A 22740-nucleotide genomic window follows, 5' to 3' on the forward strand; every position below is an offset into this window, starting at 1 on the left:
TTTTTGACTTCATAACCTTTTCTTATAGATAGGTCTCCTCCTCGACCCCATTATTATAGTTGCAGCACCTTTTGTTAATTTACCTATAGATAGTGGATGCTCACACTTTATTATCCTGCTATCTTTTACTAATTTCAGCATTCGTTCTTTTTGCTCACGTATTATGGGCTTTTATATCCATAACACTTGCCATACCTGAACATTGCAGTCTATATATCTAAAACTTACCGATAGCATAGGTAATTATTATAACCTCCACGAGCTGAGCTATGTTTCACTGCTATTTTTATATTCTCCTATTTTTTTCGTATTTTTAAACCTGCAGCATTTCAAATATTAAATTATTATTTTATATGCATTGCGCCTTTTTGCCCCTTTTAAACCTATTCTCAGGTTCAATTTTGAGATCTTCTCTTTCTCAGACAAGATCAAAAACTCTTTTTTTCTCAAAAAGAATTTTGTTAATGTTTTTATTTACCCTAATAAGGATAAAATCAAGGATCTATATAAATAGTGAGGTTCTCAGTTTTGCGAATTTTTTAATTCGTCTCTCACTTTTCGATATATAATGATTGGCAAGTCACCCTGATACAGGTTTTCGTTCATCTTCAGCTCGCTTTTTATGGGCTTCTGAGTTACTACCACCCTCTTGTCTTGGTTCAGCACTTTTTTGTTGTAAGGAATGGACAGTGCAGTGACAATGTTTCTAAGAACTGGTATCTTCACAAATCGCTGGTAGAACCGTATATAGATCTTAGTGTTCTGATCATCTACAGGCACAAACGCTGCAACCACTCTCAAGTCATCAGTGATGATATTTTGCCAGTAATTTGGAAATATAAACTGCAGTTTCCCCCTGCAATCTTCTTTTTTCAATTCTTCAGGTTTCAGAGGCTTTTGCCCAATATCTTTAACATTATTGACCCATACATACATATTGCCGTTCTCATATTCAACAATCGGTCCGTTTACCAGCGTCCTGTTACCGCGACCTATCGTATTATAATGCACAAAAGGAAGATGTGAGACATCAAGCTGGTTCTCTATCGCTCTCGAATAGTGTACCGGCCAGAAGTCTTCAAATCCTGAAAAACTAAAAGAGCTGTCTATGCCGTCCAGAACCCTTATGTCAGGTAACTGTTCCAGTTCTTTGCCATACCATAAAAATATGAATCCGGCTTTTTCAGTTACATGGTAGCTTTTGACCCTGAAATTTGTGGGTATACTGCTTTTTGATCCTGTTGAAGGTATCAAAACCGCCTTGCCAGAACCGTCATATTCAATGCCATGAAATGGACACTGTATATGATCTTTTACAATCTTTCCCAAGCTCAAATCTGCACCTCTATGCGCACAGGTTCGCTCTATGCAAAAAACCTTGCTTTCACTGTTTCTCCAGAACAACAGCTCTTTTCCAAACCTCTTAACTGCCGTGATCTTTGCGGTTCTGACTTCTTTTGAATCCAGCACAACATACCATTGATTCTCGATCATGTTTTAGCTCCTTAATATACAAACAATATCGCTATCATATTTAATATTTTTAGATGTTCAAAATTTTTTGTGATCTATTTAGAGCTTTTAGTGAAACAGAGCATTGATCTTCTCTGAATTCAGTTCTTTCAATGACGAAACTATCAAGTCAGCATTTTTAAAATTAGAGGTATAAGTATAGCTGTTAGGTACAATAATGCATCTTATGCCTGCTTTCTTAGCCGCAATCAACCCGCTTTCAGTATCTTCAATTACTATGCTTTCTTCCTTTTTGATAGAAAATTTCTGCAATGCTTTGATGTATGGCTCGGGATCCGGTTTCACTTTCAGAACGTCTTCTAAAGTTACCATGCCATCAAAATAACCGCTTATATTCAATGCTTTTATGTATGAATCTATCTCATCTTTTCTTGACGAAGAGACAATTTCCAACCTAAAACCATGGTTATAGAGATCTCTTATTAACTCTAGCGCTCCTTCCATGAATTTCAGGTCTGTTTTTACAAAGTTCTTTATAAGCTCTGCCCTTCTACTCCTGATCTTTGATAAAGTATAATCATCTAATTTTAAAAGCTCTTTAAGAGAGTTGAATCCATTTACATATCTTTTTACGTATTCATCCCATTCTAAAAATTGATGGTTCAGAATCTCTCTCACTGCTATAGAAAGTGCCTTGTACCTTATAGCTTCAGAATCGAATAATGTGCCGTCCGCATCAAACAATACTGTTCTGGCCATGTTTTTTAAATTCCTGAATTATGTAAAAAAATATAGATCATTTAAAGTATGGTGCTTTGAATTTCACACCTTTCTTGATCAGATTTATAGAGCTTTCATATCCAGCATCTGCATGCCTCAACACTCCTATTCCCGGATCTGAATCCAGTACTCTCTTTATGCGCTCTCTAGCGCTGTCTGTGCCGTCTGCCACGATCACGAATCCTGCATGTATCGCATTTCCTATTCCTGTACCGCCACCATGGTGCACTGATACCCATGTTGCTCCCGACACCGCGTTCAATAACGCGTTCAAGATCGGCCAGTCTGCTATTGCATCGCTTCCATCCTTCATCTTCTCTGTTTCCCGGTATGGCGATGCTACGCTTCCTGTATCATGATGATCTCGTCCTATTGCGATCGGTGCAGTTAATGTTCCGTCCCGCACCATATCATTGATCATCAGCCCGATTGCTTCTCTCTGTCCATACTTTGCATAGCATATTCTGGCTGGCAATCCCTGAAAATGCACTCTTTCTTTTGCCAGCTTTATCCATTTTACCAGATGCTCATCTTCACTGAAATTCTTGATGATCGCATCATCGATCTTGTATATATCCGATTCTTCACCAGACAATGCAAGCCACCTGAACGGTCCAGATCCTATTGCAAACAAGTCTCTTATATATTCTGGCACGTATCCTGGCATGTCAAACGCGTTTTTCAAGCCTCCCTCATATGCCCTACCTCTCAGGTTGTTACCGTAATCAAAGGTCTTTGAACCATGATTCTGAAACCATAATATTGCCTTTACCTCTTTCACTATCGATTTATAAACTGCTTTCTTATACGATTCTGGATCTTCTTTTCTGAACTTTTCAGCAGTGTTCACATCGTATCCTTCTGGTATATAACCGATGTTCAGGTCATGCGCGGCAGTCTGGTCTGATACCACGTCCGGCACTATTTTGCGTTTTGCCAGCTCATCATATATTGTAGCTGCATTTCCCAGTAACCCAATCGATACATACTTATGCTGTGCCAATGCTTCGTCTTTTAACTTCAATGCCTCGTCCAAACTCTCTACATATGTGTCTAAATATTTATCTCTCAACCTTCTCCTGATCTTTTCCTTATCTACTTCTACTATTATTCCAACACCCTCGTTCATCGTTATTGCCAATGGCTGTGCTCCGCCCATCTCTCCAAGCCCGGAAGTCAGCATCCATTTTCCTTCCAGCGAATCGGTCTTAAACTCTTTTCGCTCCAATGCTGACAATGTTTCGTATGTTCCCTGCAATATACCCTGTGTACCTATGTATATCCATGATCCTGCAGTCATCTGCCCGTACATAGTCAGGCCCCGCTTTTCAAGATCCCAGAATATGTCATCAGTAGCCCATTTAGGCACAATTTGTGCATTTACTATTAGCACTCTAGGACTAGACTCAGTAGTCTTGAACACACCTACCGGCTTTCCAGATTGTATTAACAGAGTCTCATCATTATTCAATAATTTAAGGTTCTCTATGATCTTGTCAAACGCTTCCCAGTTTCTTGCAGCCTTACCCTTTCCACCGTAAACTATCAAGTTTGCCGGATCTTTCGCAACCATAGGATCCAGATTATTCATGAGCAATCTCAACGCTGCCTCTTGTCCCCACCCTTTCGTATTCAACTTGGTTCCTCTAGGCGCATGTATTTCTCTCATCATGATTGTATGTAAACTTCTTTTAATATATAATATTTTTTTACTTTGCATAATATGATTTTTTGCACTGATTAAAAGTTATTTTTTTATCTGCACTGTTAGTTTTGTGCATCATAAATGATGAAAATTGCCAATTATTTTTAATCATACCTCTTTCATAGAACCATGTAGTATGAGAAAGCCTTAAATATTAAACTGATAATCATATTGTGGGGTATGTATATGAGCATAAAGACTATTGAGGAGTTGCAAGAAAAGATAACCGAGATATACGGGGTAGAATCAACCTATGAGCTTGTGAGACAATGGTCTATATTTTTACAAAAAATGGACATATCTTTAAGATTATTGGTAACTTCACTATCACTGGGCTCTTCAGAGCATAAAGAGGTTTTAGAGGCAATTATCTCTCAATTTAAGGGTCTGAAAGTGCCTGAAAAACCAGCACAAAAGCTTGACATGAACTTTGATTTTGAGAATATGAGCATTAATGAGATTGTATTATCTCTGCTCTACTATGAAAAATTCATGGAAGAAAGATATATAGACATATATCTTAACACTGAAGAATCTTTTGTTCGAGAAAACTACTCTGGCAACACGCTTACTTTCTACTGGCTATTTCGTAGCTTGCTTCTGGATGAGCGAAATCATGAAACGATGATCCTGGACTTTTTTAAAAATTACAAGCAAGCGGTCAGATAGAATTACTTTTTTTTCATATATATGAATAATTTTTTAAAAAAAATTTAAATAAAATAAGTGCATACTGAATAATGGATGATGTAGATGAGGATTAAGACTGTTGAAGCTTTAAATAAAGCTTTAGAGATCCCTTATAATATAGAGCGGGATTATAAGAATATTACAGATACAGAATATCTCTTCACTAAAATTCCAAAGTTTCTTTTAGAGTTGATCAACTATCTTTCTGTAGATTCGTTAGAACATATAGATCTTTTAAACGATATCATAAAAGACTTTGAAGGCTTAAAAGCGCCTTCTAATCAAAAGTATGTGATTAAGCTAGATCTTAAGACTATGACTATCGAAGAAATATTTCAGAGCTTGTTAGCTGATGAAAAGATATTAGAGCATGCGTATTTAGATATCTATGATAACACTGATGAAGAGTTGGTAAGAAATAACTATAAAGGATCTTTAGTGATATTTTACTGGCTTTTTAAGAGTTTAGCGCAGCTGGAAAAAAAGCACTATGATATGATTATAGATTATCAAAACAAGATACAGCATCTCGAAACCTCTAATAAGATATTTGGTACTGTAGGAAATATCGAGTTTAAGAAATTATGATATAAAAAAAGAGATTTATCAAGAATTTTTAAATACTATTCTGTATTTAACATTATCAAAGGCAATGGCGTTTGCCTTAAAATCCAGTTCTGGTGATAACGCCTACACATAGAGGATTGAATCTTATGACCAATTTTAAAGAGACTTTGCCTCAAATAAAAGTAATTAGAAAAACCAAAGTAACAAAAAAAAGTGCTGTTAGTCATGATAAAATAGATGATGCTGATGAAAAACAGATTTTATGTACTATCAAAAAGATGTTAGAGCATGACCTTGAAATCACCAGTGAGAATATAGAGGCGTTTAAAGCACATTTAGATGAGCTGAATAAAGAACTTGATTATTATAAAAATCTTATTGAAGTTGCCAGAAACGATGCAATTTTTATGGACCATAAGATAAAACTTCTAAACTCTGAAAATATAAAGATGAAAAAAGATGAACATTGAGAATCTAGTTAAACTGTTTAATTTAAGTGCTCGTGATATATCTGAGAATCTAGTCTCTGAAGATTGCACTATCACCATTTCAGAGCTAAAAGAAACTTACAATATTTTAAAATCTAGAAAAAACGAGCTGGAAATTATAAAAAATCAGGGTGTCAAAATAGAAAGTGAAATTGCAGGATTAAAATTCGAATACTTTTCTATATTGAAAGATAACCAAATTCTAGCCATAAATTTATCCGGTTTGCTGGCTGAAAATGCACAATTAAAGAAAAAATCCGGAATTTCAAAAATTGATGAAAACACTGACTACCTCGAAATAATAGATAGATATCTTTTTAGTTTTCGAAAATAACAACATGTATCAATTGAATATTATAAATATGTTCTTATTTTTTTATAAATTATCACTTTTATAAAAAAATTTATAATTTTATAATCTATGAGAAACACATAGTTTTAGGGTATATTAACAAAAATATTTATATAGTTAGATAACAATATACTATTTAAATAGTTAAAAAGGAGGTGATTAGAAAATGGTAGGTGTTAATGATCTTGCAAGGGATGTTGCAAAGAAAGCAAACATGACACAGAGAGAAGCAAAGAAAGTTATAGACACATTAATCAGCACAATTGTTGATAAGGTAAATAAAGGAGAAAAGATCAATTTAGTGGGGTTCGGTATATTTGAGAGAAGAATACAGAGTCAGAGAAAGGCAAGAATCCCGAAAACAAAGAAAATAATTAATGTGCCACAGAAGAAAAAGTTTGTATTTAGAGCATCCAGTAAAATAAAATACAAGAAATAAATTAATTTTTTATATTTTTTTAATTTTTCTGGGTTGGAGGATTGGCCTTTGCAGACATAGATTTAATATCAATGGCAAATAATGCCATGCCTGTATTGAGCGAAGATCTGTAATTATCCATCAATTTTGCAGACACATGCTCTGCATCTGATGCATATTTTTTTATGAATGCGTTAAACGCATTCTCTTTTTCTGCATCATCTGTTACAACGCGCACTGTACCCTCAAACATAACACTGAAATAAGAGGTGCTAATGTCGCATGCAGTTTGTGCAGAAATGGTGTTGTTCCATCGAGCTACCAGAAAAGATGCATTTGCGTTTTTATGGATAATATCCCATTTTCTTCCAGCTCTGGCACTGTGAAAATAGATTTTATCATTAAGATACAAAAAATTCACAGGCACAGCATATGGCTTATCATCATCTACAAGTCCTAAAGTTCCAAATTTTTCTGTTTTTAAAAACTCGGTAATTGCTTTTTTATCTTTTACTTCATTTTTTGAATAACGCATAGCTGTGTTATAGTAACAGTGTTAATAAAGGTTTTTTGTCTTTTTTTCAGATCTTTAAAAAGCGTTTCAATGTCTAAAGAGAATAATCGTAAAATTTATATAAATCATGATTGTTAGTTTTTACGCAGTAAAGATGAATGTTTACTTGAAACTGGAATTTATGTCGGATCGCATTTTTCAAAGTAATTTAAGCTTTTTAGAGCCCTATTATTTTGATTACAAAAAGTGTTATAAGAGCATATCTATTCTTGACAATCCGGCATTTTCATACATAATGTTGAGTTTTTTACATTACAAAAAAAAGAGGTGTGATTAAAAATGCAAGATTTTCTTTTGAGCAAAGAAGAAAAAGAGATAAAGTACAAGGCTAGAAGTGTTGTAAAGTCTGTGCCTCATGATCTTATCCGAGACATAGAATCCGAAACTGTAAAATTTCCCAAAGAGTTTATAGAGCTTATAGCGAAAGAGAATATTACAGGGTTAAGGTTTCCAAAACAGTATGGTGGTAGAGAGAGCAGTTGGACCGCAGAGATGGCAGCAATAGAAGAATTTGGGTATCTGGGATTTACATTAAGCTGCATGTATTCATTGGGCTCTATCGTGGGAGAACCTATATACAGGTTTGGAACAGCAGAACAGAAAGAGAAGTACTTAAGAGGCATTACGTCTGGTTCAAGATACGGTGCAGAGGCGATTACAGAGCCATCAGGAGGCTCGGATCTATTTGGCATGATGAAAACGAGAGCATATAAAAAAGGAAATAAGTACATATTAAACGGGCAAAAAAGGTTTATTGTTGGAGGTGAAGGCGCGGACTTTTTTGTAACTTATGCGATTACAAATCCTGATGCAAAACCGATAACAAAAGGAATAAGCACCTTCATAGTAGATCGGGACACACCGGGATTAAAAGTGGAGACTGTCTATGGATTATTAGGCAACAAAGGTGGCGGCACTGCGCGCATTATTTACAGAGATGCAGAGATTTCCGAGGATAATTTGATCGGAGAACTTAATGGAGGATATGAGATATTTAACAGAATGATGGTTCCTGAACGATTAACTACCGCTGCTGGCTCGATAGGTGTGGCTACTGCGGCAATAGAGGTAGCTACAAATTACGCGATGAAGAGAGAGGCATTCGGCTCTAAAATAATAGAGCATGAAGGCATAAATTTCAAGATTGCAGAAAGTGTGACTGCCATAGAAAATGCTACGGCATTAGTTTATACTGCAAGCAAAGCCGCAGACATGTTAGAAGCTGGAAAGATTGAAAAAGCGTATTTGAGAAAGCTAGTTTCAATGGCAAAGCTAAATTCAACAGAGATGATGTGGAAGGTTGTAAACGATGCAATGCAGATAATGGGCGGGATCGGATACACGACTGTATATCCGATTGAGCGGCTTTTGCGAGACTCAAGATTAGGTTTAATATGGACTGGCAGCAGCGAAGTAATGAAGATGATTATTCAGCACGAATATCTCAGAGAGATCTCCAAGCCTGAGTACTGGAGCACAAAGAGAGAAGTAGAACTTGATGCTCTGGATTTCAAGCTTGTAGATGAAAAAGTTTATAAATAGGTTCAATTACAAAAGAGATCATGAAAGATAATCTGTACAAAGAAGGAGAAGAGCACTTTTCCTGCTTAAGTTCGTATGGGTACAAAGTGGCGCATAGAATATCTATAATGAAAAGATTTTACAAGTATATAGTATCGGACATAACAAAAAGTGAAAAAACGAAAATTCTAGACATTGGATCTGGAACTGGATACGTGCTTGTAAACTTAGCAAAAAATAATGAGCAGATTGAAGGTGTGGGTATAGATCCCTCACAATACATGGTAAATATCGGCAATAAGCTGGCAAGAAAGGTGGGTGTAGAAAATCGCGTTAAGTTTCAATTAGGTAGCAGCAGAGCCTTGCCTGAAGGTAACTTTGAGCTTGCATACAGCACTCTCTCATTTCATCATTGGGCAGATCGCGAAAAGGCTTTGTCAGATATATTAGCTCATTTGAAAGATCATGGAGAGTTTAGGATCTATGAGTTTAATAAGGACAAACTCTATTTTCCGATCACGCTGGCAAGAGCTCACACTTTGAGCAGAGATGATCTGAATAATATTGCGCTTAATGCAAATGTACCTGTAAGTGAAATAAAAGAGTATGATGTGTATATAAGTGCAATTTTCAAAAAATAGGTTTTTTGCACTGTAAAAAAGTTATACAGGAATAGATATGATTGAATATTTAACAATGGTGCCGCATGGCGAGGAAATTATCAACAGTTCAGATAGTGCGTCTGTGCATTTGAAAAAATCGATGCTAAAACTCAAAAACGAGGTTTTGGGCAAGAACATAGATGTCTTTATTGTTGTAACACCACATAATATAAGGATATCAGATCATATTGGAATAATATTGACTGAGCATACTGCAGGCAATCTTGGAAAAATTCGCAGAAAATATGATTGTGATCGAGAGTTAGCAACTTTGATATATAATGCAGCAAAGCCTAAACTGCCAGTTGTGGGTATTAATTTTGGCGCTTTAGAAGGAGAGTCTTCAAAAATTACCTTAGACTGGGGCTCGTTTATCCCGCTTTATTTTTTGAACAAAGACCAGAAAGTGGTAATAATAACACCTGCACGGGATTTATCTCGTGAGCAATTGATTGAGTTTGGTTCGATATTAGGGGCTGTTGCAGAAAAATATGACAAAAAAGTAGGTATAATAATCAGTGCAGATCAAGCGCATACTCATTTAAAATCAGGACCTTATGGGTTTAGTAAGTATGCCAATGTTTATGACGATTTTGTAAAGACTGCATTTGAACAGAACAGAATAGATTCTATAAAAGATCTTGATCCAAAAATAATTGAGCATGCAAAACCTGACAGTTTCTGGCAGATCTTGATCTTGATAGGAATACTGCATGTTAATAGATATATAGTAAAATACGTTGATTATCAATGTCCCACCTATTATGGAATGATGATCGCCTCTTTTGCATCTTTGTAACAGTCATCTTTTAGAATATTTAACAGCAAGTTCATACATATTTCTGGCCATTTTATCGCTCAGGAAAATATGATTGAAATCTGCAAGAGTGTTATATTCACTATATCCCCCCTCTATTTGCCCATTCTTGCTAACCATTCTGTAACTGTATGTTTTTTTCAAATTTTCAGCACCGTAAATTTCGCCATAGTGAAAAACCTGGCCGTTTATATTGGCACCTGCAGAGTGCAATATATTGCTCTTTGTTACCGAGATCTTAGTATATCCGATCTTTAGTTTGTTTTCCATGTTTATGTATGCATCCATCAATCCGATCATCTCATATTTTGAGGCAAGGTTAATGTATCTGGTCAAGTACATTAATCCGCCACATTCAGCATATGCCGGCATTCCATCTTCCATATCAGTTTTCAATCTCTTTTTAATAGCTTGATTTTCTGCAAGCTCTTTTGCAAAAAGCTCTGGAAAACCACCGCCTATATATATGGCAGTAGGTTTGTACTCTGTATCGCTGATCGGTGAAAAATTCTGGATCTCGAAATATTTTGATAATGTGATAAGGTTCTGCGCATAATAAAAATTGAAAGCTCTGTCATAGGCAATGTTTAGGGTAATAGTACCCTTATTTTTAACAGTTTTTAACTTAGTGCTGACATTTTTCATTATCCTGATTATCTTTTTCATGTCGAAATCTGAGGCCTCTACCAATCTCGATATGCTGAATTCAGGATTTTCAAACACTGGCAAAAGTCCCAGTCTGCGCTCTTGAATTGCATAATTGCCAATGTTGTTAATGTATCCTATTAGACTTTTTCCCAGCGCCTGTCTTAGCATTTTTAAATGATTTTCACCATATATCCGGTTTACTATAGTTCCCACAATGTTTGTATTTTTTGAAAATTCTCTAAATCCTAAATATTCAGCCGCTATACTCCTCGAAGATGCAGAACCGTCAAGAACCAGTAATATGGGAATATCAAGCAACCTGCATATGTGAGCTGTTGAGCCCCAGTCAGAGCTGCCCGACACCCCATCATATAGTCCCATCACCCCTTCTATTATTCCTATATCTGCATCTGTATTTAAAAAATCGGTTTTTAAGTGTGCTCGCCGCATATAAAGATCCAGATTTATACATTTTCTTCCACATACTTTCTCCAGATATGCACTATCTATAAAATCCGGACCTATCTTATACGGTTGTACTGTATATCCCATCTCTTTAAACTTTGAAGCGAGTGCCATCGATACAGATGTTTTACCAGCACTGCTATGAGTGCCAGCTATACATATAACTCTCATTATCTATGTAAATATCGCGCAGCTTATTTAATTTTTATATCCATAATTTCTGCATTTTGACACTCTTTTATTTTCAATGGCTCTATTTTCAATAGCCTGTTAACTGCACCGCCCCCACCAATCACAAATCGCTGTTCCAGCACTTCCATGTCCATGATAGTTCTTATTTTTATTCCGATTGGCGGAACAGCTCCTGTCTCAAATCCCGTGATCTCTTTCACCTCTTTTTCAGTTGCTAACCGAGCTGTGCCAAAAACACTAGCTAGCTTTTCTATACTAACTTTTGAATCGCCACACAATACTACAAGTATATTTTCATAAGGTGTGATGAATAACAGGGATTTTATTATTTGATTTTCAGGAACCTTAGTTTTTAAAGCCGCATCTTTTACTGTTTTTACAGACGATCCAATATCCATGATCTCTCCGCCAAGCTGTTTCACCAAACTTAAAAAATTTTCATCATGATACATATTATTGAACGTTATCCGTTTTCAATATTTAATTTTAGTTGAAATCAATACAATCACATAAGAAAGGATAGAGTGCAAAAACAGGATATATTTTAAATAATCTATTGATGTTTTAAGTGTAGATGAGGTAAAAATATGACAAATGTGGTTATTACAGGAAGTACCAGAGGTTTGGGATTTTGCATGGCACTAGATTTTTTGAAGGCGGGTTGCAATGTTACAATATCGGGGCACAGTGAATCATCTTTTGAAAAATTAGGGTACTTGAAAGAAGAGTACAAGAACAAAATACTGTTTGTAGCATGTGATGTCAGGTCAGAAAAGGAAATTGAGAATCTATGGTCTAAATCGTATAAACAGTGGGGAAGTGTTGACATCTGGATCAACAATGCCGGCATCATTAGTCCTACTGAACTTGTGTATAAAACCTCATTCAATTACGTGGATGATATTATTGATACAAACATCAAAGGCATGATCTTTGGGTCGCAGGTGGCTGCAAAAAATATGTTAGAGCAAGGGCACGGACAAATATGGAACATGGAAGGTTATGGCTCAAATAACATGATTGCAACAAAGATGGTTTTGTACGGTACCTCAAAACATGCTCTCACATATTTCACAAAAGGGCTGGCTAAAGAGCTTGCAGGATCTAAAGTACAAGCAGGCAGATTATGGCCAAGCATGATGGCGACGGACTTTGTATTAAAGCGCCCGGATGGTGGTGCTGCAAGTTCATTGAAAGATCCAAGATTTGTAAAGATATTCAACATTTTAGGAGATAGACCAGAGACTGTATCTCGTTTTTTCGTGTCGAGGATTCTTGCAAATAAGAAAAATAATAAGAGAATTGCATGGTTAACATACAGAAAAATAGTTATAAGATTTCTGTTGTCTCCAATACGCAAAAGAAAGATCATATAATAACAATCTTTGCAAACTCAGGTTATGATTGCTGTGTAGATCCATTTTTATGCTTTATCATGTGCCAGATGCATATATATTAAGATTGATTTTTCGGGATATGTTGTTATTCGCTTTTAAAATTTCCACTCTTTATAAAACTTTTATATTTTTATATCTATATCTTACTGTCCAAGGATATTTTATGTTTGATTTTTCTAATTTTTCTATTATTTTCTCTTTTTCAATATTTTTTACGCAGATTATAATAGAATTCAGATCTGTAAAATAAGCGTTTACTAAATATACTGAAAAAACCTCTTTTAATGTTTTAACAAAATCTTTAAAATGTGTTACGCCTGAAAAAGTTAGTGCGTAATTTATTGCAAATATTGCATTTTCTTTGGTTAATTTTGAGACATTTTTTACAAAATCCGATTCTAAAAACTCGGGAGGTATATCAGAAAACAGATATGCATCAAGAATAACTAAATCATACTTTTTATCACATTTGCTTACAAAATCAATGCCATTTTCATGGTAAATCTTTTCATTTGCTAACTGTGGAAGATATAATTTAGAAATTTCAATATCTACACTGCTTATTTCTACAATATCGATATCAGCATTATCTTTTACTATACTTCTTATTTGATAAACCAGTGTTCCTCCACCAAGCCCTATTATCAATACTGATGGTTTATCATAAAACTCTGCTAAAGGTAAAAAAAAATCCCAGTAGCCATATGCGAATATACCTTTTTTATTTATGATAGAATATGTGGACTTTTCAAATTCCAATATTTTGTACTTTTTGCTCTCTTTGATTTTCCAAGTTCCATGAACATCCTGTTTTTCTAGTATAATTTTTTGCACGAGAGAGTATTAAAATACTTACATATTTATTTTTTGTGAGCTAAATCTAAAAATATTGTAATTTTAGCAACTCTATTATGATCCTAACATTTAGATAAAATAATATAAACATTAAATATCAGAACTATATAGTACAATCAATGAACGATAAATGTCTTCTGCTAATAGATTTTGAAGAAGAGTGGCAAAATAGGGACTCTAAGTACTATCTTGGCGATTTTTCTGATCGCTTGAAAAATGCCAGAAGATTGCTTGATGCATTCAGAGAAAAAGATTTGATGGTGATATTCACAAAACACATAACTCCAGACTCAAAAACTTCGTTTGTGCCAGGCTCGAAAAATGTCAAGATTATCGAATATTTAAAACCTTTAAATAAAGAAAAGGTTATCATCAAAAACAGGATCAGTCCTTTTTTCAAAACTGATCTGGAAGAACATCTGAGACAAAATCATATAACAGAGCTGTTCATCTGCGGAATAATGACAAATCTATGCGTGAGAAGTGCTGTGTCTGATGCATATGATCGTGACTTCAAAATTGTGCTGATAAAAGATGCGTGCGTATCAGATTCAGAAGCTACTGACAAATTTACGTTTAAAGACATAAAAATGACAAGGCCAGAAGTAGATATATTAACAACTTCCAGAGCTATTAAACTATTAAAAAATGGAGCTAATCAAACAAAAAATTTTTAAAAAAAACTGTTTTTTTTGTTTCTGTAATAATCTTTATCAGTCTAATGGCAAGATAAGTAATACAAACACTATGCCAGATCTGGAAAGATCGCAAAAATATCCTGAAATGCATAATTATTGTTGCTTTAAAAATTCATTTCCTATATAGTATCATGTGTATATATACCCGCTTTCTCTTCCCCTTAAAATTTCGATTTAAGCCATTAATGATTTTTTCAAAAAAAAACAGAACTCAGAGAAAATAGTATTATTTCAGCTCATAGAAAAAATATTTAAAAAGTTCTGAAATCACAATAAAAAAGAAAAAAATTTTCAGGATATGCTTGCTTTTTTAGCAACCGCATCTTTCAGCCTTGTAAAATATATTGCAAAAGGTCTGTAAGCTAGATGAGACCATTTAGCAAAAGGCACCTCAAGGATCAGCAGCGGCACTACAAAACCGAAATGAATTGTATATATAACATAAGTTTCCATCGGATAGTCCATGTATTTGAATATTGTTACAGCAATGCCCGTGATCACTACAAGATACAGAAGCGTTAGAAAGTACCAGTCTGTAGAATGAGAATACTGTCTCATAGTACTATTTTTCTTGACCCTTCCATATATTCCATATCCGGCACCTATCATCAGCGCTGCTGCGGCAATGTAACTGGCGAGCCTGACAGGATTGTAAATTGGATAGAGTGTGTTTGTCTGCCATAAATCCAGCAGAAATACTCCCAGCAAGAATAGTGTTGCATAGCCGTAGACGATCAATATATGCATTATCCAGTCTATTCTGCCGTTTTCACATTTCAGTGTTCTTTTTTGTGTGAAAAAGTGTAGAGGCAGTGTTTTAAAAAGCTCTTTGAAGTATGTAGAAACTGGAATCTTGCTCTTTTTTGACCACATGACCGTAAACCTGAACATCCGGTATATGTTAGTCAATAAAAGGCTTGAGAGCAATATTATAACTATGATATCACCCAATTCCACGATATGAAGAGGCGCAAAAGAATCTAAATCTACCGAGCTGAGCACGATCGGGCCGTGAAATAGATAAACGATTAACACTGTTAAAAAGAAAAGAAGACTTCCTGCCAAAATCTCGATTTTTTTCGATCTGTAAAATAATTTCGAGAATCCTGAAAAATCATATTTAGTGGTAAGGTACCTTCTCAGTGCCATCATAAAACCTGCAGGGTCTGCTCCTCTCGGGCATGTTCGTGTGCATTCACCACAATAATAGCAGAGCCAGGGTTCAGTGCTCATCAGTATCTTTTTCTCGTCTCCGACCATTGCATATCTTATCAGTTTCCTTGGAAATTCATGGTTTTCTTCAGAAAGTGGACAAAGGGCAGTACATGTACCACAACTATAACAGGCAGACACGTCAAATGCACCCAACTCCTTGATCTCAGCAAGAAGTTTTGGTTTTACAGTTACCATTCATTTCGCCTCCTTTATCTTATATTTATAAAAAGAATCAGACTCAATCTCTCCTGTCTCTATAACCGTTCCATACTTTCTGAGGGTCATTAGCCACCATGTAACTGTCGATGCTGCTAATCCAGTTATTTTAGAGAGCTCTGGTATTGTCTTTGGCCCATCTTTCATTGCATTTAATATCATTGCTTTGATTTTGTTGTCTTCTTTAATCTTCTCTAGAATCTCTTTCGGCACAGTTCTATTTTTCTTGAGCCACTCAACAGTCAAAGTTTTTTTGTTGTTCATCAGTCATCACCAACCTTGCTCGCCATACTACTGATCGATTCTAAGATCTCTTCATCAGTATATCCCAGCACCTGTATAGCATCATTTGGGCATACTGGTACACATGCGCCGCAGCCTTTGCAAAGGCCCCGTAAAATATATGCAATTTCCTTTTCTCCGTTAGATATCTTGGATATTGCCTCGTAAGGGCAAACTTCTAAACATTTGTTGCACCAAACACAAAGATTGTCGTCAACGCTTGCAATGTTGGGCTCTAATTCAACCTTTCCTTTCATGAGCAGTGAAGAGGCCTTGGACACTGCGGATAATGCTGATGCTACAGATTCTTGCACGTTTTTTGGGCCCTGAGCAGTTCCCGCAATGTATATGCCTCCTATTACAGTCTCTACAGGTTTCAGTTTTGGGTGTATCTCGTTATAGAACCCATCTCTACCGCTCGGTATTTTCAGAACTCTAGAGAGACCGTCTTGATCCCTGGTTACCATGCCTGTGACCAACACTACCAAGTCCGCTGGTATCTCTAGTAGTTCATTGTCTGTAAGTATATCATTGACAGAAACCAGCAAATATTCTTTTTTCGAAGTTACTTTAGGCGGATCGTTTTCATCGTATTTTATGAAAATAACTCCTTTTCTTGATGCTTCATCATAGAATAGCTCATTTTTTCCATAGGTTCTTATATCTCTGAAAAGATGGTATATTTTTAAAGAAGAGTGCTTTTTTAGTAGCTCTAACGATGTGAATATTGCTGAAGTGCAACAGTATCTGGAACAGTATTCATTTACTTTTTTTCCTTCCTCTTTTTTCTGCCTGCTGCCTACACAATAGATAAATGCTATATTATCAATTTTTTTATTTTCAAAAACAAGATCTTTTTGCTGTTCGCTCATAGCCAGTATTCTTTCAAGCTGCGGAAGAGTTATTACGTATTTACTGGATCCGTATCCGAACTCTCCATTATTAGGAGTGTATGGATCAAAACCTGTAGTGACAAGTATTGCTCCTGCTTTTAAAGTTATTATCTCTTCTTTCTGCTCAAGGTTTATGGCATCGCCACATATCTTTACACATTCACCACATTTGGTGCATATTTTAGCATCTATGACTGGAAGGGTTGGGTATGCGCCTTCAGGTGCACTGTAAATAGCTTTCTTTCGAGTCAGCCCAAAATTAAAGTCGTCAGGATAATCGATGGGACACTTCTCTATTGCCTCTGCAAAATGATCGGAATTTTTTAACACAAATCTCGGAGAAAGTTTGATCTTTACAGTAAAGTTTCCCACACATCCCGATTTTTCTATAAGCTCAGCATTGGTAAATAAAGTGATGTTTTCTCGTTTTTTTATCTCGCTTACAATATTTGAAAGCACCTCTTTGCCTTTTTCACCTGCTGGATAGAGCTGGCTCCATTGTACTATTCTGCCACCGATGAATGGTGAATTTTCAATCAGATAAACGTTGATGCCAAGTTTCGAAAATTGCAGTGCTGCTGTTAAACCACTTACTCCTCCTCCAATTATGATCACTGACGCGTAGCTCTCTATTTCTATAGGTTGTAGGTCAATGGCTAACCTGGCCCTGCTAATTGCTCCTTTGACCACTCCTATTGCTTTCTCCGTTGCACCTTTCGGATTGTCAGAATGTGCCCATGAAACCTGCTCTCTGATATTTGCCTGCACATATTTGTATGGATTTAATCCTGCTCTTTCAGCAACTTTTCTGAAAGTATGCTGATGCAGCTTTGGCGAGCATGATGCTACTACAATCGCGTCAAGGCCCTTTTCTTTTATGTCGTTTATGATCTCTTCCTGTGAAGAATCAGAGCAGGTAAACATCATTGTTTTTGCCAGTGCAACGCCAGGAATGTTCTCAACTTGCTTTTTCACAGTTTCTACATTTACATAATCTGAAATATTACCGCCACAGTAACATATATAAACTCCAATTTTCTCATTTACCATTTATGTTACCCCCATGGCACTTTATATATGCAGCTGCTTCAGCAGAAGAGTCTCCAGAAGAATTTACGCTATCTGGTATATCCTTGGGCCCAAAAGCAGTTCCTGCCACAAAAATTCCGGGTATACTCGTTTGCGCTGGCGATAACATGCCAGTAGATCGAATGAACAGTGCCTCATCCTGTTCTAATTTCAAGTTGTTGAGCTTTGGCAGGAGCTCTTGAGATGGAAGAAGACCTACTGACAGCACTGCCATATCAAATTCTTCTTCTGTAAGTTTGCCAGAGTTTTCTATGTTTTCGTATTTTAACAATACATTTCCATCATTTTTTTCTTCTATCTTTGAAATCTTGCCTTTTACAAACCTTATTCCCATATCTTTGGACTGCTGGTAAAACTCTTCAAAGCCCTTGCCAAACGCGCGAATATCGATGTAGAATATTGATATATCAACCAGCGGCAATGCTCCTGAAAGCAGTTGTGCTTGCTTTATAGAATACATACAGCATACTTGTGAACAAATCGGATTTCCCAGGGTCTTGTCTCTAGATCCTGCACAGAGTATGTATGCTATCTTAGAAGGTATTTTGCCATCTGAGGGCCTGAGCACGGTATTGAAAGGTCTGGTAGGCGCGAGCAACCTCTCCATTTGCATGGCGTTAATTACATTTTTAAATTTACCAAAACCGAAATTCGGGATTTTTTCGGCAGGAAACAGGTTAAAGCCTGTAGCTATGATTATGCTCTTGACTTTAACTGTGCTTTCTACTTCTTTTTGCGAGAAATCTATAGCGTTTGCAGGGCAAATTCTTTCACACATTCCACAGAGAATACAATTATCAATATTTATCAGCGCGATTCTCGGCGCTGCGTTTGAAAACGGTATGTATGCTGCCTTTCTCCCAACCATGCCAAAGTTATATTCGTCAGGCACAATCACCGGGCAATTTAGCTCGCATTGGTCGCAGCCAGTGCATTTGTCTTCTATGACGTATCTTGGTTTCTTTACTATCTTTACCGCGAAACTATCATTTTCTTTCTTTATTTCTTCGATTTCGGTAAATGTCATCGTCTTTATCTTGTCATGATGCAAAACTGCTGCCATCTTTGGAGTGCATATACAAGACGAACAATCGAGTGTAGGAAATACCTTGCTTAATAATATCATTGTCCCGCCTATGCTCGGACTCTTTTCAACAAGAAGCACTCTGAACCCCATATCTCCCATATTCACGGCCGCTTCCATTCCAGCGATGCCAGCTCCAATTATCAAAACATCATACTCATCCATACTGTTCATATTCCACACCACTTGATTTTACATATTTTTTAGTGCACCATAAAAATATTTAATATGGTTAACGAACGCTTCAGAGCAAACTGAACATATTGCGGCCATTTTTACTCGCGCTGGGTCAATGCCATTGGCAATCATCAATTTCTGAGCATTTTCAACGTTTTTTGAAGTTCTCTCTGTACAGTCAGAAAGACAAGGACAATCTGTTCCGTCTGCTGCAATAAATACTCCATCAAAACCACATTGCAAAGCATGAAGTATCCATTTTGGCTTGATAATGCTGGAACAAGGTACATTTATTATATACACTGTCGAAGGGTAATGTAATTTTAGCATTCCGGCAAGATCTATGCCTGGATCTGAAATGGTATTCGTCGAAAATACCAGTATCTTTGGCTCAAGTTTGTTTTTTTCCATACTCTACTTTTTCTTCTTGACGAAAATCTTCCAATATCCAGGTTCAATCAGCGTACCAAGATATTCATGTCCCATCTTATTAGCCCAGAATGGCAGATCTCTGTTCGTGCCTGGATCAGAAGACCAAACTTCAAGGATCCCGTTGATAGGCACTTCGCTCATCGCTTTTTTGGCTGCCAGAAGCGGGCCCGGACAAGCAGTTCCTCGTGCATCAATAATTTTAGTAGATTTCAAACTAACCAATTCACTATCGGAGAGTGTCATAATCAATACCTCTTTTAAATAAAGTAAGTAATATTCGCTTTTGTGGATAGATCTAGAAACTCGGCAGCACCCATCACATCATCGACTACATCTACAAGATCATTTTTTGTTATGCCCCATATCTGCAATGCCAGAGAGCAAGCATAAATTCTTACAGTTCCAGCTTTCTTTGCTTCTCGAAGCATGTCAATCCATGACGGAGCTTTTATTCTTGTCAGCCCTTCAACAACTTTGGGCTTGAGATTTTCAAATTCACTAAATTCCATATTTTTCTCGATAACATCCTTGCGCATTGCATAAACGCCCCATAGTTGGAGAAAAATATCCACTTCAATATCTGAGGCAGCAGCTCCCCCTGCAAGAACAGAGAGACCAGTTAAGCGATCGACAGCACCACTAAAAACTGTTATTGCCATCTTTTTAACCATATCTACCACCATATATCTTTAATACAACTATGGATATAAATATTTCGTAATTTATTGACGTTTAATATATATTTTATACGAAAAATATAAAATAAAAACTAACTTCTATTTTAATAGACATATTATTTAAAGAATAGTTATTGATAACTATATAATTAGTGTACAGATTTTCTTAAGTGATTTTGATCTGAAAACCAGGCTGTGTTTCTATTTTTCTCATTCATAAAACTGACATTTTAAGATTACTTTGGAATAGGTTAAGTATGGTGAGAAATAGGAAAATATAAAAGACTGTTCTTATTTAATTAAATCATGAAAAATATATTTGAGCCTCTTACACTACGATCCATTAAATCTATGAACAGAATAATGATGTCTCCCATGTGTCAGTATTGCGCATCAGATGGTAAGCCAAATACATGGCACCTGGTCAACTATGGCTCCAGAGCTGTAGGAAAAGTAGGGATAATAATGGTTGAAGCAACGGCTGTTGAGCCTGAAGGAAGAATCACGCCCTATGATCTCGGACTTTATATTGAAGATCTGGAAATGTATAAAGATATCACCAGTTTTATAAAATCAAATGGTTCTGTCCCAGGCATACAGCTTGCCCACGCAGGAAGAAAGGCAAGTACCAAAGCACCCTGGGACAATGAAGATCCCATATTTCCAGCCGATGGTGGATGGATTCCGGTGGCGCCAAGTGCTATTGCTTTTTCAGAATCCTCACCAGTTCCAACCGAGCTTTCTCCAAAGGAGATTGAGAAAATTGAAAATAGTTTTGCCAATGCAGCCTATAAAGCATATAAGGCAGGCTTTGAGATTATTGAAATCCATGCTGCACATGGATATCTTGCCCATCAGTTTTTGTCACCTGTTTCAAACCATAGGACTGACAAATATGGTGGCTCTTTCGAAAACAGAATTCGATTCTTGATTGAAGTTGTAGATCACATACGTAAAAAATGGCCAGATAACTTGCCACTATTTGTCAGGTTATCTGCCACAGACTGGATTGGATCTAAGGGCTGGACTCTTTCAGAGTCTCTTAAACTTGCAAAAATATTGAAAGAGCACAATGTTGATGTTATAGATGTATCCACAGGAGGCATTTTGCCGAATATATATATCCCAGCAAAACCATCTTATCAGGTTCCTTTTTCAAGAGAGATCAAAAAAACAGGCATGAAAACTGCTGCTGTGGGAATAATATACGATCCTGTTCAGGCAGAACAGATATTAGAGCGCGGAGAAGCGGACATAATAGCGATGGGAAGAGAATTGTTAAGAGATCCATACTGGCCATTGCATGCTGCAAAAACACTGAAAGAGGATATCAGATGGCCTTTACAGTACCAGAGAGCAAAACGCTGATACATATGCTTCGATTAAAAAAGAAAGGATTATAAACACCAATTAATTTATCCTAACCCGATTTAAAGGTGTAATAATGAAAAGGAGTTCAAGAGTTTGGAAAAAAAGACATAATATGCGATGGAAATGGCGAAAGAAAAAGATGAGAAGATTGATGCGTCAAAAACGAGCTAACAAAAAGTGATTGGGAGCATGGGGTAATTAGGTATCCTAGCGGGCTCCAGTTATGGGTATGATTTGACCTTTCGTGGGTCTACTGATTGAAACGCGCGCAAGATGATGATTAACTGGAGCAATGACCCGAGGAGAGACCCGCGGATCTGGGTTCAAATCCCAGTGCTCCCACTATGTTGGGTGGTGCTCCACATGAATTCGAACCTTTAGGTTCAAATTCTCACCATCCCGAAAAAAGGTTGTTTATCACCTTTTTTGAGAGTTCTCCAACCACTTTTTGCGAGACATAAGTATAGATCTCTGTTGAAGAAATGGATGTATGTCCCATCAGAATTTGAACCATGCGCATATCCATTGTTGATTAAACTTGATACATAATAGTGCATGCATATCTAATTTAGATATGTTTGCGACTTTTCCTGATTCTTTGATATCTTTTCTTAACATCGCGCTGGTCTATTCTTCCCTTTTTGATTGTGAATAATACCATCGCATCAATTTTATATCAGTATATGTCAATATAAGTTTTTAAAAGATCTAAAACAAATAAAGACAACGCTACATTCCTATTTTTCTCTCTTTCTGCAGTTTGTCTACACATATCGGTGCACCCTTTGTAGGAATCGTTCATTGCTAAATGCTTTTCTGGCCCAAACGATACCCAAATCCATTTATTATCTTTTCCTGAATTATCCAATATGGTAGGTCTATGAGGTTCTGTTACTAATTCAGGCTCTCCAAAAGCAATGTTTAAATAATAAATTAGTATAACCCTAATATATGTATAATACTACTAATCAAAAATTAAGCAGAGGCGTGCAAGATTGTATT

Annotated in this window: 26 protein-coding genes, 1 tRNA gene and 1 riboswitch; of the genes, 13 read left to right on the top strand and 14 right to left on the bottom strand. The window is 36.3% G+C overall.

From position 1 onward, the window contains the following. Positions 1-522: 522 nt before the first annotated feature. From QXQ25_05265 to hutU, 3 genes are all read right to left on the bottom strand, one after another. Positions 523-1494, bottom strand: a complete 972-nt coding sequence (locus QXQ25_05265) for an aromatic ring-hydroxylating dioxygenase subunit alpha (protein ID MEM0161112.1) — start codon at positions 1492-1494, stop codon at positions 523-525. Positions 1495-1581: 87 nt separating this feature from the next. Next, on the bottom strand, positions 1582-2232 hold the full coding sequence (locus QXQ25_05270; protein MEM0161113.1) for an HAD-IA family hydrolase: 651 nt from the start codon (positions 2230-2232) through the stop codon (positions 1582-1584). Positions 2233-2269: 37 nt separating this feature from the next. After that, complete coding sequence (gene hutU, locus QXQ25_05275) at positions 2270-3925, bottom strand: urocanate hydratase (GenBank protein ID MEM0161114.1); 1656 nt, start codon at positions 3923-3925, stop codon at positions 2270-2272. 219 nt (positions 3926-4144) lie between these two features. Between hutU and QXQ25_05280 the strand changes: the two genes are divergently transcribed. The 5 genes from QXQ25_05280 to QXQ25_05300 all read left to right on the top strand — a co-directional run bounded on the left by QXQ25_05280 (position 4145) and on the right by QXQ25_05300 (position 6494). Then, positions 4145-4627 carry a hypothetical protein gene (locus QXQ25_05280; GenBank protein MEM0161115.1) on the top strand — a complete coding sequence of 161 codons (483 nt, stop codon included), beginning with the start codon at positions 4145-4147 and terminating at the stop codon, positions 4625-4627. An 84-nt stretch (positions 4628-4711) separates the two neighbouring features. Beyond that, positions 4712-5236, top strand: coding sequence for a hypothetical protein (locus QXQ25_05285; GenBank protein ID MEM0161116.1), 525 nt, complete (start codon positions 4712-4714; stop codon positions 5234-5236). A gap of 51 nt (positions 5237-5287) precedes the next feature. Further along, a riboswitch (Fluoride riboswitch) is annotated at positions 5288-5348 on the top strand. 13 nt (positions 5349-5361) lie between these two features. Continuing rightward, complete coding sequence (locus tag QXQ25_05290; protein MEM0161117.1) at positions 5362-5685, top strand: hypothetical protein; 324 nt, start codon at positions 5362-5364, stop codon at positions 5683-5685. Beyond that, positions 5675-6037 (top strand): hypothetical protein, encoded by a 363-nt coding sequence (locus QXQ25_05295; protein MEM0161118.1) that lies wholly within the window; start codon positions 5675-5677, stop codon positions 6035-6037. Before QXQ25_05290 ends, QXQ25_05295 begins: the two co-directional genes overlap by 11 nt. A 184-nt stretch (positions 6038-6221) precedes the next feature. Further along, a complete protein-coding gene (locus QXQ25_05300; GenBank protein MEM0161119.1) occupies positions 6222-6494 on the top strand; it encodes an HU family DNA-binding protein in 273 nt (90 codons plus the stop codon). A 19-nt stretch (positions 6495-6513) separates the two neighbouring features. Here the strand turns inward: QXQ25_05300 and QXQ25_05305 are convergent, their stop codons facing one another. Next, positions 6514-7008: a pyridoxamine 5'-phosphate oxidase family protein gene (locus QXQ25_05305; GenBank protein ID MEM0161120.1), complete on the bottom strand. Its 495-nt coding sequence runs from the start codon at positions 7006-7008 to the stop codon at positions 6514-6516. A 106-nt stretch (positions 7009-7114) separates the two neighbouring features. Here QXQ25_05305 and QXQ25_05310 point away from each other — a divergent pair, with 106 nt between their 5' ends. Genes QXQ25_05310 through QXQ25_05325 form a run of 4 tightly spaced genes read left to right on the top strand, consistent with a single transcriptional unit; the run spans position 7115 to position 10029 of the window. Next, positions 7115-7324: a hypothetical protein gene (locus QXQ25_05310; protein ID MEM0161121.1), complete on the top strand. Its 210-nt coding sequence runs from the start codon at positions 7115-7117 to the stop codon at positions 7322-7324. A 2-nt stretch (positions 7325-7326) separates the two neighbouring features. After that, entirely contained in the window at positions 7327-8589 is a 1263-nt protein-coding gene (locus QXQ25_05315) for an acyl-CoA dehydrogenase family protein (protein MEM0161122.1), read from the top strand. Between the two features lie 20 nt (positions 8590-8609). Then, positions 8610-9209: a class I SAM-dependent methyltransferase gene (locus tag QXQ25_05320; protein MEM0161123.1), complete on the top strand. Its 600-nt coding sequence runs from the start codon at positions 8610-8612 to the stop codon at positions 9207-9209. 37 nt (positions 9210-9246) lie between these two features. Beyond that, entirely contained in the window at positions 9247-10029 is a 783-nt protein-coding gene (locus QXQ25_05325; GenBank protein MEM0161124.1) for an extradiol dioxygenase, read from the top strand. Positions 10030-10032: 3 nt separating this feature from the next. Here the strand turns inward: QXQ25_05325 and QXQ25_05330 are convergent, their stop codons facing one another. Further along, positions 10033-11331, bottom strand: coding sequence for a cobyrinate a,c-diamide synthase (locus QXQ25_05330; GenBank protein MEM0161125.1), 1299 nt, complete (start codon positions 11329-11331; stop codon positions 10033-10035). Between the two features lie 23 nt (positions 11332-11354). Beyond that, on the bottom strand, positions 11355-11804 hold the full coding sequence (locus tag QXQ25_05335) for a YbaK/EbsC family protein (GenBank protein MEM0161126.1): 450 nt from the start codon (positions 11802-11804) through the stop codon (positions 11355-11357). 135 nt (positions 11805-11939) lie between these two features. On the opposite strand from QXQ25_05335, the gene QXQ25_05340 reads away from it, so the two are divergent. Further along, complete coding sequence (locus tag QXQ25_05340) at positions 11940-12728, top strand: SDR family oxidoreductase (protein MEM0161127.1); 789 nt, start codon at positions 11940-11942, stop codon at positions 12726-12728. A gap of 132 nt (positions 12729-12860) precedes the next feature. Here QXQ25_05340 and QXQ25_05345 read toward each other — a convergent pair whose 3' ends face one another. Beyond that, entirely contained in the window at positions 12861-13583 is a 723-nt protein-coding gene (locus QXQ25_05345) for a hypothetical protein (GenBank protein MEM0161128.1), read from the bottom strand. Positions 13584-13723: 140 nt separating this feature from the next. Here QXQ25_05345 and QXQ25_05350 point away from each other — a divergent pair, with 140 nt between their 5' ends. After that, positions 13724-14281, top strand: a complete 558-nt coding sequence (locus QXQ25_05350) for an isochorismatase family cysteine hydrolase (GenBank protein MEM0161129.1) — start codon at positions 13724-13726, stop codon at positions 14279-14281. 312 nt (positions 14282-14593) lie between these two features. On the opposite strand, the gene QXQ25_05355 is transcribed toward QXQ25_05350, so the two are convergent. The 7 genes from QXQ25_05355 to QXQ25_05385 are packed head-to-tail and all read right to left on the bottom strand — an operon-like array spanning position 14594 to position 20361. Next, positions 14594-15712, bottom strand: coding sequence for a 4Fe-4S dicluster domain-containing protein (locus tag QXQ25_05355; GenBank protein ID MEM0161130.1), 1119 nt, complete (start codon positions 15710-15712; stop codon positions 14594-14596). Then, positions 15713-15997: an ArsR family transcriptional regulator gene (locus QXQ25_05360; protein MEM0161131.1), complete on the bottom strand. Its 285-nt coding sequence runs from the start codon at positions 15995-15997 to the stop codon at positions 15713-15715. Further along, positions 15997-17958: a CoB--CoM heterodisulfide reductase iron-sulfur subunit A family protein gene (locus QXQ25_05365; protein MEM0161132.1), complete on the bottom strand. Its 1962-nt coding sequence runs from the start codon at positions 17956-17958 to the stop codon at positions 15997-15999. The genes QXQ25_05360 and QXQ25_05365 overlap by 1 nt, the downstream gene beginning before the upstream one ends. Next, entirely contained in the window at positions 17948-19255 is a 1308-nt protein-coding gene (locus tag QXQ25_05370; protein MEM0161133.1) for a CoB--CoM heterodisulfide reductase iron-sulfur subunit A family protein, read from the bottom strand. Before QXQ25_05370 ends, QXQ25_05365 begins: the two co-directional genes overlap by 11 nt. Before the next feature lie 18 nt (positions 19256-19273). After that, a complete protein-coding gene (locus QXQ25_05375; GenBank protein ID MEM0161134.1) occupies positions 19274-19669 on the bottom strand; it encodes a hydrogenase iron-sulfur subunit in 396 nt (131 codons plus the stop codon). 3 nt (positions 19670-19672) lie between these two features. Beyond that, positions 19673-19933, bottom strand: coding sequence for a sulfurtransferase TusA family protein (locus QXQ25_05380; protein ID MEM0161135.1), 261 nt, complete (start codon positions 19931-19933; stop codon positions 19673-19675). Between the two features lie 14 nt (positions 19934-19947). Further along, entirely contained in the window at positions 19948-20361 is a 414-nt protein-coding gene (locus QXQ25_05385) for a DsrE/DsrF/DrsH-like family protein (GenBank protein ID MEM0161136.1), read from the bottom strand. 312 nt (positions 20362-20673) lie between these two features. Between QXQ25_05385 and QXQ25_05390 the strand changes: the two genes are divergently transcribed. Both QXQ25_05390 and QXQ25_05395 read left to right on the top strand, forming a co-directional pair. Then, a complete protein-coding gene (locus QXQ25_05390) occupies positions 20674-21735 on the top strand; it encodes an NADH:flavin oxidoreductase/NADH oxidase (protein ID MEM0161137.1) in 1062 nt (353 codons plus the stop codon). A 186-nt stretch (positions 21736-21921) separates the two neighbouring features. Beyond that, positions 21922-22080: transfer RNA gene (locus QXQ25_05395), tRNA-Trp, on the top strand. Positions 22081-22740: the final 660 nt, after the last annotated feature.

Source organism: Thermoplasmata archaeon (assembly GCA_038729465.1).
Classification (GTDB): Archaea; Thermoplasmatota; Thermoplasmata; order Thermoplasmatales; family ARK-15; genus JAVRLB01.

Excerpts from the sequence above, each read along its gene's own strand:
- QXQ25_05265 (MEM0161112.1), bottom strand. The coding sequence starts at position 1,494 with ATGATCGAGAATCAATGGTATGTTGTGCTGGATTCAAAAGAAGTCAGA.
- QXQ25_05270 (MEM0161113.1), bottom strand. The coding sequence starts at position 2,232 with ATGGCCAGAACAGTATTGTTTGATGCGGACGGCACATTATTCGATTCT.
- hutU (MEM0161114.1), bottom strand. The coding sequence starts at position 3,925 with ATGATGAGAGAAATACATGCGCCTAGAGGAACCAAGTTGAATACGAAA.
- QXQ25_05280 (MEM0161115.1), top strand. The coding sequence starts at position 4,145 with ATGAGCATAAAGACTATTGAGGAGTTGCAAGAAAAGATAACCGAGATA.
- QXQ25_05285 (MEM0161116.1), top strand. The coding sequence starts at position 4,712 with ATGAGGATTAAGACTGTTGAAGCTTTAAATAAAGCTTTAGAGATCCCT.
- QXQ25_05290 (MEM0161117.1), top strand. The coding sequence starts at position 5,362 with ATGACCAATTTTAAAGAGACTTTGCCTCAAATAAAAGTAATTAGAAAA.
- QXQ25_05295 (MEM0161118.1), top strand. The coding sequence starts at position 5,675 with ATGAACATTGAGAATCTAGTTAAACTGTTTAATTTAAGTGCTCGTGAT.
- QXQ25_05300 (MEM0161119.1), top strand. The coding sequence starts at position 6,222 with ATGGTAGGTGTTAATGATCTTGCAAGGGATGTTGCAAAGAAAGCAAAC.
- QXQ25_05305 (MEM0161120.1), bottom strand. The coding sequence starts at position 7,008 with ATGCGTTATTCAAAAAATGAAGTAAAAGATAAAAAAGCAATTACCGAG.
- QXQ25_05310 (MEM0161121.1), top strand. The coding sequence starts at position 7,115 with ATGATTGTTAGTTTTTACGCAGTAAAGATGAATGTTTACTTGAAACTG.
- QXQ25_05315 (MEM0161122.1), top strand. The coding sequence starts at position 7,327 with ATGCAAGATTTTCTTTTGAGCAAAGAAGAAAAAGAGATAAAGTACAAG.
- QXQ25_05320 (MEM0161123.1), top strand. The coding sequence starts at position 8,610 with ATGAAAGATAATCTGTACAAAGAAGGAGAAGAGCACTTTTCCTGCTTA.
- QXQ25_05325 (MEM0161124.1), top strand. The coding sequence starts at position 9,247 with ATGATTGAATATTTAACAATGGTGCCGCATGGCGAGGAAATTATCAAC.
- QXQ25_05330 (MEM0161125.1), bottom strand. The coding sequence starts at position 11,331 with ATGAGAGTTATATGTATAGCTGGCACTCATAGCAGTGCTGGTAAAACA.
- QXQ25_05335 (MEM0161126.1), bottom strand. The coding sequence starts at position 11,804 with ATGTATCATGATGAAAATTTTTTAAGTTTGGTGAAACAGCTTGGCGGA.
- QXQ25_05340 (MEM0161127.1), top strand. The coding sequence starts at position 11,940 with ATGACAAATGTGGTTATTACAGGAAGTACCAGAGGTTTGGGATTTTGC.
- QXQ25_05350 (MEM0161129.1), top strand. The coding sequence starts at position 13,724 with ATGAACGATAAATGTCTTCTGCTAATAGATTTTGAAGAAGAGTGGCAA.
- QXQ25_05355 (MEM0161130.1), bottom strand. The coding sequence starts at position 15,712 with ATGGTAACTGTAAAACCAAAACTTCTTGCTGAGATCAAGGAGTTGGGT.
- QXQ25_05360 (MEM0161131.1), bottom strand. The coding sequence starts at position 15,997 with ATGAACAACAAAAAAACTTTGACTGTTGAGTGGCTCAAGAAAAATAGA.
- QXQ25_05365 (MEM0161132.1), bottom strand. The coding sequence starts at position 17,958 with ATGGTAAATGAGAAAATTGGAGTTTATATATGTTACTGTGGCGGTAAT.
- QXQ25_05370 (MEM0161133.1), bottom strand. The coding sequence starts at position 19,255 with ATGAACAGTATGGATGAGTATGATGTTTTGATAATTGGAGCTGGCATC.
- QXQ25_05375 (MEM0161134.1), bottom strand. The coding sequence starts at position 19,669 with ATGGAAAAAAACAAACTTGAGCCAAAGATACTGGTATTTTCGACGAAT.
- QXQ25_05380 (MEM0161135.1), bottom strand. The coding sequence starts at position 19,933 with ATGACACTCTCCGATAGTGAATTGGTTAGTTTGAAATCTACTAAAATT.
- QXQ25_05385 (MEM0161136.1), bottom strand. The coding sequence starts at position 20,361 with ATGGTTAAAAAGATGGCAATAACAGTTTTTAGTGGTGCTGTCGATCGC.
- QXQ25_05390 (MEM0161137.1), top strand. The coding sequence starts at position 20,674 with ATGAAAAATATATTTGAGCCTCTTACACTACGATCCATTAAATCTATG.